The sequence below is a fragment of the Mesorhizobium sp. M1396 genome, from assembly GCF_040317725.1.
GTDB lineage: Bacteria > Pseudomonadota > Alphaproteobacteria > Rhizobiales > Rhizobiaceae > Mesorhizobium.
The window spans coordinates 1-9,299 of sequence record NZ_JAMYLA010000102.1 but is presented as its reverse complement, the minus strand read 5'-3'; the positions used below and the strand labels follow the sequence as shown (position 1 = coordinate 9,299).

General features: G+C 61.3%; 2 protein-coding genes. One reads left to right on the top strand and one right to left on the bottom strand.

The window, feature by feature from the left end; genetic code table 11:
- Positions 1-140, top strand: a 140-nt coding sequence (locus tag NKH02_RS33415) for a winged helix-turn-helix domain-containing protein (RefSeq protein WP_352546282.1), incomplete at its 5' end; no start/stop codon positions are given.
- Between the two features lie 152 nt (positions 141-292).
- On the opposite strand, the gene NKH02_RS33410 is transcribed toward NKH02_RS33415, so the two are convergent.
- A complete protein-coding gene (locus NKH02_RS33410) occupies positions 293-9,133 on the bottom strand; it encodes a Ulp1 family isopeptidase (RefSeq protein ID WP_352884045.1) in 8,841 nt (2,946 codons plus the stop codon).
- Between the last annotated feature and the right edge of the window lie 166 nt (positions 9,134-9,299).

Below are 9,299 nucleotides of genomic sequence, written 5' to 3'. Positions count from 1 at the left end.
TCGATGTCCTAATCATGCGCTTGCGCCGAAAGCTGGAGGCTGATGCGGCCAACCCTCGCCTGGTCAAAACATCCCGTGGCGCAGGCTACTTCTTCAACGCTGACGTAGATGTTAGCTACGGAGGCACGTTGGCCGCGTGACAGTGAGCTATGCTGGAGATTGGGGTGACGAGGCTGATCAAGCCTTCCAACAGTACCAGCCTGATCAATTACGGCGAGAGCTACCGGTCCGGAGATCGCATCAGCGCCTCTGTCGTCAAGAGAGCTGTTCTGCTTGACCCCAGCCATGGAGCTCAACGCCCCGCGTCGGAGCGCTCCCTGCTTCTGAAGGAAGCCACTAGGTCCGCTCGGGCTTGATCGGAGGCTTGGCTGATGGACGTCGTGGTTGCTTCGCTCAGTTGCCGCCCCATGGCGCGGCTTTGCGGATTATCAGTCCTCTGCCTCTTCGCCGGTCTCAACAGCGCTGTGGAATGTTCATTGTTTATGATGACGCCCCCGCTGTTCACGAGGTTGCTCCTGTCAAGTGTACTCGTCAGTCCGTCCTGGGCCTCGCGCTTCTTGCCCAAGTGCCGTTCAAACGGCGCTGGCGCGACTTGTTGAGCTCGAGAGATGGGTCCCTGCTCTCCTGCGTGGCCATGAGCTTGTGCCGCGGTCTGCGCAGCGGCGTCCCCAATGGCACGAGCCTCCATGCCGACTGCGTCTTCCGGACGAGCAGCAAGGGCAATTTCGCGCCCGAGTGCGAACTTCCGGACATGAGTTAGTGCACTGATTTCAGCGGTTTTCATATAGCGCTTGGCATCTTCATCCAGCGACCGCTCGTGAAGCCGATCCGCAATCCCCGGCTTTTTGTTTTCAACCAGGCATTGACTGAAACGTCTAAGAGCAGACCCATAGACCTCAACGGTACGGGGTTTCGGCCCGGTCGGCGCTGCCTCGTACGCTTTGATGAGAGCCGCTGTGTACTCTCTGATGAGCACGGCGTCGGCAGGGTGGGGATTCAGGGCCGGGCGGCCCACCACTGGCGCTCCGCCCGCCCACGTCTTGAGACGACCCAGTGACCCAGCCACGGCCGAGGGGCCGCCACCCCAGATCTCGTACTCCTTGCGATCCCGATCCAGCGACTCCTCGTGAAGCCGATCCGCAAACCCCGGCTTGTTATTTTCAACGAGCCAATGACCAAAGCCGAAAAGAATATCTACATGGCGCTTGACCGTGATCTCCCCGACCTTACCGGCATAGAGTGCTGACCTCAGCCCTTCGACAAGGGTCGCATCGTTGGAATAAAGAGGACCCTTGTCGGGACCGGAGACCACTTTTGGGCGATCTGGCTGCACCGCCGCCGGCACAGAACGAGCATGGTCACGCAACTCGGACGGTGCGGGGGGATTCAGATCAACCACTGACGAATCCGGCGCATGATGATGGCGCGCCGTTGAGTGACCCGGCTGCAGCACCGAGGCACCCAGCATCGACCCACTGCCTCCGGCGTACGGCGCCGCGGCGTGTTCTTGTCCGCTCCCTTGCATCATGGGCTGCGCTTCCCATGGCAATGCACCCACTTGATGGGTGGGGGCCTGCATCAGCACGCGAGCGCCTGAATTGCCGATCTCGCTCAGCTGCGGCTCAGTGGCAACGTCCTGCAGACGACTGTTCGGGGTCCTTTGCCTCTTCGCTGGTCTCAACTCCGCTGTATCATGCTCACGGTTGATGAGGACCTCCTCGCTTGGTAGCTGGTTGCTCCTGTCCTGTGCTGCGATCCGCTCGTCCGGCGCGCGCTGGTCGCCGTCGCGCCAGCTCAGGGGACGAAAGGACCCTGCGGGATCCGAGGCTTGGTGATGGGGCCCAGTTGGCACGAAAGACGATGCCAGTACAGCGTCGTCTTCATTAGCTTTCCCAGGGGGGAGATACTCTGGCCAACTGTATTCCTCCTGCGGCCCGCTGTGCTGCGCAGCGGCGTCCCCCTTGCTCTCAAGACTTTGAAATTTAAATGGGTCCCCGGGAGCAACGTCTGGCGCTGACTGGCCGAGCCGCTTGATCTGCTGGTGAAACGTCCCAACGGGGCTTTCCTTAACCGCGTCTCGGGCCTGTCGGTCCATGAGTTCAAAGTTCGTGAGATTATTTGCCGTTCCGAATGTATCGTCACCCCTGAGGCGGGTTTGTAGTGCCTGCCGATTGACGACGAGGTTGTTGAGGTTCAGGTCATCTGGCTGCGATTGCAATCGCCCAACCAGCGCCCGCGTGCCGTCCACCACGTAGACTCCGCAATCCACCACGTTGCTCTGCTGGGCGATGCGGGATACGCCCACGCGGGTCTCCAGGCTGGCGCCCAGATTTTCTGCGAGCTCTTTTGCAAGCGGGTCATGCCATCCGTTGTAGGAGTCATAATGATAGGCAACCGGCCGTTCCCGGTCGCTGCGATCAACGAACAGCAGCGACCAATGTTTGCCGCGCTCCTCACGAGTCGTACCGGCATCGCTCACTGGCACGAACAGGAAGTCGGCTGTGTCGTTGCCGTTCTTATGGACGATGCGCTGGAATGCGCTTAGCATGACGCTCTTGGAGCCCAAGCGCAGATGATAATTGGCTACGAGGGGATCCACGAACCGCGTCCGGGCGGCGAGATCTGGATTGTTCCCCTGCAACTCCTGCTCCAGGAGTTGGTAATCCCTCTGGATATGTTCGTCGCCTAGCCATTCCAATGCGCCGAGCACCCGCCCGTCTTTAGCTTTCCCAGGGGGCCTCTCTGGCCGACCCAATGCCTCCTGCGGCCCGCTGCGCTGCGCAGCGGCGTCCCCAATGGCACGAGCCTCCATGCCGACTGCGTCTTCCGGACGAGCAGCAAGGGCAATTTCGCGCCCGGGTGCGAACTTCCGGAGATGAGCTAGTGCACTGATCCTCCGGTTACCACCGGAGTTCACATAGCGCTTGGCATCTTCATCCAGCGACCCCTCGTGAAGCCGATCCGCAATCCCCGGCTTTTTGTTTTCATGCAGGTATTCACTGAAACGTATAAGAGTAGATCCATAGACCTGAATGGTACCGCGATTCGGCCCGGTCGCAGGCGCTTCTTTGTACTCTTTGATGAGAGCCGCTGTGTAATCTCTGATGAGCGCGGCGTCGGCAGGGTAGGGATTCCGGACAGGGCGGTCGACCACTGGCGCTCCGCCCGCCAACGTCTTGAGACGACCCAGTGCTCTAGCCACGATCGAGGGGCCACCCCTGCTCTCGTACTCCGAGGGGCCACCCCTGCTCTCGTACTCCTTGCGATCCTGATCCAGCGACGATTCGTCAAGCCGAGCAGCAAATCCCGGCCTGTTATTGTCAAAGAGCCAACGACCAAAGCCGAGAAGAGAATTTACATGGCGCTTGACCGTGCTCTCCTTGACCTTACCCGCGTAAGCTGACCTCAGCCCTTCGACAACGGTCGCATCGTTGGAATAGAGGGGACCCTTGTCGCGACCGGAGACCCCTATTGGAGGATCTGGCTGCACCGCCGCCGGCACAGAACGAGCATGGTCACGCAACTCGGACGGTGCGGGGGGATTCAGATCAACCACTGACGAATCCGGCGCATGATGATGGCGCGCCGTTGAGTGACCCGGCTGCAGCACCGAGGCACCCAGCATCGACCCACTGCCTCCGGCGTACGGCGCCGCGGCGTGTTCTTGTCCGCTCCCTTGCATCATGGGCTGCGCTTCCCATGGCAATGCACCCACTTGATGGGTGGGGGCCTGCATCAGCACGCGAGCGCCTGAATTGCCGATCTCGCTCAGCTGCGGCTCAGTGGCAACGTCCTGCAGACGACTGTTCGGGGTCCTTTGCCTCTTCGCTGGTCTCAACTCCGCTGTATCATGCTCACGGTTGATGAGGACCTCCTCGCTTGGTAGCTGGTTGCTCCTGTCCTGTGCTGCGATCCGCTCGTCCGGCGCGCGCTGGTCGCCGTCGCGCCAGATCAGGGGACGAAAGGACCCTGCGGGATCCGAGGCTTGGTGATGGGGCCCAGTTGGCACGAAAGGCAATGGCAGAACAGCGTCGTCTTCATTAGCTTTCCCAGGGAGCTCGCGCCCGAGTTCGGACTTCCGGAGATGAGCTAGTGCACTGATCCCACCGGAGTTGTTATAGCGCTTGGCATCTTCATCCAGCGACCCCTCGTGAAGCCGAGCCGCAATCCCCGGCTTTTTGTTTTCAACCAGGTATTCACTGAAACGTCTAGGAGCAGATCCATAGGTCTGAATGGTAGCGGGATTCGGCCCGGTCGGCGCTGCCTTGTACTCTTTGATGGGAGCCGCTGTGTAATCTCTGATGAGCGCGGCGTCGGCAGGGTCGGGATTATTCAGGACAGCGGCGCGGTCCAGCACTGGCGCTCCGCCCGCCCACGTCTTGAGATGACCCACTGCTCTAGCCACGTCCGAGGAGCCACTCTTGCTCTCGTACTCCTTGAGATCCGGATCCAGCGACTCCTCGTGAAGCCGAGCAGCAAATCCCGGCCTGTTATTATCAAAGAGCCAACGACCAAAGCCGAGAAGAGAATTTACATGGCGCTTGACCGTGCTCTCCAATGCTGACCTCAGCCCTTCGACAATGGTCGCATCGTTGGAATAGAGAGGACCCTTGTCGCGACCGGAGACCCCTATTGGAGGATCTGGCTGCACCGCCGGCGGCACAGAACGAGCAGGGTCACGCAACTCGGACGGTGCGGGGGGATTCAGATCAACCACTGACGAATCCGGCGCATCATGATGGCGCGCCGTTGAGTGACCCGGCTGCAGCACCGAGGCACCTAGCCTCGACCCACTGTCTCCGGCGTAGGGCGCCGCGGCGTGTTCTTGTCCGCTCCCTTGCACCATGAGTTGCGCCTCCCATGGCGATGTATCCACTTGAGGGCCGGGATCATGCACTGGTTCGTCCATTTGCTTTTGCAACCGAGCCCACCTTTCGGCCACCGCGGCCTCGCCAACCGCGGAGGGCGTCTCCTCAGCCCTGGCGAACGCTGGCCCGGCAGGCGCCGCCGGCACAGAACGAGCATGGTCACGCAACTCGAACGGTGCGGGGGGATTCAGATCAACCACTGACGAATCGCGCGCCGTTGAGTGACCCGGCTGCAGCACCGAGGCACCCAGCATCGATCCACTGCCTCCGGCGTAGGGCGCCGCGGCGTGTTCTTGTCCGCTCCCTTGCGTCATGAGTTGCGCCTCCCATGGCGATCGTAGAAGGTCCGCGTGCGGAATCGAGTCGAAATATCCCGACAAATCAGCGTCGACCTTCTGCTTTTGCAACCGAGCCCACCTTTCGGCCACCGCGGCCTCGCCAACCGCGGAGGACGTCTCCTCAGCCCTGGCGAACGCTGGCCCGGCAGGCGCCGGCGGCACAGAACGAGCAGGGTCACGCAACTCGGACGGTGAGGGGGGATTCAGATCAACCACTGACGAATCCGGCGCATGATGATGGCGCGCCGTTGAGTGATCCGGCTGCAGCACCGAGGCCCCCAGCATCGACCCACTGCCTCCGGCGTAGGGCGCCGCGGCGTGTTCTTGTCCGCTCCCTTGCACCATGAGTTGCGCCTCCCATGGCGATGTATCCACTTGAGGGCCGGGATCATGCACTGGTTCGTCCATTTGCTTTTGCAACCGAGCCCACCTTGCGGCCTCCGCGGCCTCGCCAACCGCGGAGGGCGTCTCCTCAGCCCTGGCGAACGCTGGCCCGGCAGGCGCCGCCGGCACAGAACGAGCATGGTCACGCAACTCGAACGGTGCGGGGGGATTCAGATCAACCACTGACGAATCGCGCGCCGTTGAGTGACCCGGCTGCAGCACCGAGGCACCCAGCATCGACCCACTGCCTCCGGTATGCGGTGCCAGGTGCTCGTCCCCCAGCATCATGGGCTGCGCCTCCCATGCCAATGCACCCACTTGATGGGTGGGGGCCTGCATCAGCACGCGAGCGCCTGAATTGCCGATCTCGCTCAGCTGCTTAGCTTTCCCAGGGGGCTTCTCTGGCCGACCCAATGCCTTCTGCGGCCCGCTGTGCTGCGCAGCGGCGTCCCCAATGGCACGAGCCTCCATGCCGACTGCGTCTTCCGGACGAGCAGCAAGGGCAATTTCGCGCCCGAGTGCGGCGTACGGCGGGAACTTCCGGAGATGAGCTAGTGCACTGATCCACCGGTTACCACTGGAGTCCAAATAACGCCTGGCATCTTCATCCAGCGACCCCTCGTAAAGCCGAGCCGCAATCCCCGGCCTGTTGTTTTCATGCAGGTATTGACTGAAACGTCTAAGAGTAGCCGCATAGTCCTGAGTGGTTTTGGGATTCGGCCCGGTCGCAGGCGCTCCCTTGTACTCTTTGATGAGAGCCGCTTTGTACTCTTTGATGAGCACGGCGTCGGCAGGGTCGGGATTCAGGGCAGCGCGGCCCACCATTGGCGCTCCGCCCGCCGACTCTTTGAGACGACCCAGTGCTCTAGCCACGTTCGAGGAGCCACTCTCGCGCTGGTACTCCTTGAGATCCTGATCCAGCAACGGATCGTCAAGCCGAGTAGCAAATCCCGGCTTGTTATTATCAAAGAGCCAACGACCAAAGCCGAGAAGAGAATTTACATGGTCCGTGACCGTGCGCTCCCCGACCTTACCGGCATAGAGTGCTGACCGCAGCCCTTCGACAACGGTCGCATCGTTGGAATAAAGAGGACGCTTGTCGCGACCGGAGACCACTACTGGAGGATCTGGCTGCACCGCCGCCGGCATAGAACGAGCATGGTCACGCAACTCGAACGGTGCGGGGGGATTCAGATCAACCACTGACGAATCCGGCGCATGATGATGGCGTGTTTCCCCGGGAACAACGTCCCGTACGAACACCGAGTCTGGGTTGCCTTGGTCCGGCGCGACTGGAGCCAGGGCTCTGTCGTGCAACGCTCGCGCTGACTGGCCGAGCCGCTTGATCCGCTGGTGAAACGTCCCAACGGGGCTTTCCTTAACCGCGTCTCGCGCCTGTCGGTCCATGAGTTCAAAGTTCGTGAGATAATTTGCCGTTCCAGATGTATCGTCACCCATGAGTCGGGTTTGTAGTGCCTGCCGATTGACGACGAGGTTGTTGAGGTTCAGGTCTGGCAGGTCTGGCTGCCATCTTTGCAATCGCCCAACCAGCGCCCGCGTGCCGTCCACCACGTAGACTCCGCAATCCCACTCGTTGCTCTGCTGGGCGATGCGGGGTAAGTCCACGCGGGTCTCCAGGCTGGCGCCCAGCCTTTCTGCGAGGTGTTTTGCAAGCTTGTCATGCCATCCGCTGACGGAGTCATAATGATAGGCAACCGGCCGTTCCCGGTCGCTGCGATCAACGAACAGCAGCGACCAATGTTTGCCGCGCTCCGCAAGAGTCTTACCGCCATCGCTCACTGGCACGAACAGGAAGTCGGCTGTGTCGTTACCGTTCTGATTATGGACGATGCGCTGGAATGCGCTTAGCTTGTCGCTCTCGGAGCCCAAGCGCAGATGATAATTGGCTACGAGGGGATCCACGAACCGCGTCCGGGCGGCGAGTTCTGGATTGTTCCCCTGCAACTCCTGCTCCAGGAGCTGGTAATCCCTGTGGATATGTTCGTCGCCTAGCAATTGCAATGCGCCGAGCACCCGCCCGCTGGGGTCGCCGAAAACACCAAAAAACCCTTCGACCGCGGGGGACATCCCCTCAGGAAAGAGCTCTGGCGAGGCGGAATTCCCCGCCCGCAAGCTGGGAGGAGCGAATTCCGGTGGCCTCAGTGGCACCTCCTCGCTTGGTAGCAGGTTGCTCCTGTCCTGTGCAGCGATCCGCTCGTCCGGCGCGCGCTGGTCGCCGTCGCGCCAGATCAGGGGACGAAAGGACTCTGCGGGATCCGAGGCTTGGTGATGGTGCCCAGTTGGTACGAAAGACGATGGCAGAACAGCGGCGTCTTCATTAGCTTCCCCAGGGAGCTTCTCTGGCCGACCCAATGCCTTCTGCGGCCCGCTGTGCTGCGCAGCGGCGTCCCCAATGGCACGAGCCTCCATGCCGAGTGCGTCTTCCGGACGAGCAGCAAGGGCAATTTCGCGCCCGAGTGCGGCGGACGGCAGGAACTTCCGGAGTTGAGCTAGTGCAATGATCCTCCGGTCACCACTGGAGGCCTTATAGCGCTTGGCATCTTCATCCAGCGACTCCTCGTGAAGCCGAGCCGCAATCCCCGGCTTGTTGTTTTCAACCAGGTATTCACTGAAACGTCTAAGAGTAGCTCCATAGTCGTGAATGGTTTGGCGATTCGGCCCGGTCGCAGGCGCTCCCTTGTACTCTTTGATGAGAGCCGCTTTGTACTCTTTGATGAGCACGGCGTCGGCAGGGTCGGGATTCAGGACAGCGCGGCCCACCATTGGCACTCCGCCCGCCGACTCTCTGAGACGACGCAGTGCCACAGCCACAGTCGAGGAGCCACCACTGCTCTCGTACTCCTTGAGATCTTCATCCAGCGACTCCTCGTGAAGCCGAGCAGCAAATCCCGGCTTGTTATTTTTAAAGAGCCAACGACCAAAGCCGTAAAGAGAATTTACATGGCGCTTGACCGTTTCCTCCTTGGCCTTACCCGCGTAGAGTGACCTCAGCCCTTCGACAACGGTCGCATCGTTGGAATAAAGAGGACGCTTGCAGCCGCGACCGTCGGAGACCACTACTGGAGGATCTGGCTGCACCGCCGCCGGCACGGGGGAACGAGCATGGTCACGCAACTCGAACGGTGCGGAAGGATTCAGATCACCCACTGACGAATCCGGCGCATGATGATGGCGCGCCGTTGAGTGACCCGGCTGCAGCACCGAGGCACCTAGCATCGACCCACTGCCTCCGGCGTACGGCGCCGCGGCGTGTTCTTGTCCGCTCCCTTGCATCATGGGCTGCGCTTCCCATGGGGCCGCGCCTTCGATGAGGCTCAGGTCTCCGTGAGACGGATGAGGATGGAACGGGTCTGGCAGAGCCGGAACGCCGGGGGCGGGAATTTGGGCAGCGGCTTGGCGCGCCTCGCCCGAGCGCTGCTCAAAGCCCTCTTGCCCGGCCTGTGCCGCTTGCTCTTGAGATGCCGGGGGCTGCACCTGCCGCCAACCTGTTACATTGGATAGGTCAAATTTGTGCCGGTTCACGTTAGCCTCACGTCCACAGATCAGCTGAGCAACCTACTCGGGCATACTTACGAGAAGCTGACGAGGTCCGCGGTCCCGGAGTGTCAACCGGCTTCCAAAACTGACCCCGGATCGGCGTCCAATTTTGACCCCTCTTATGTAATGCGCGGCCGTCAGCGTTCGCCCG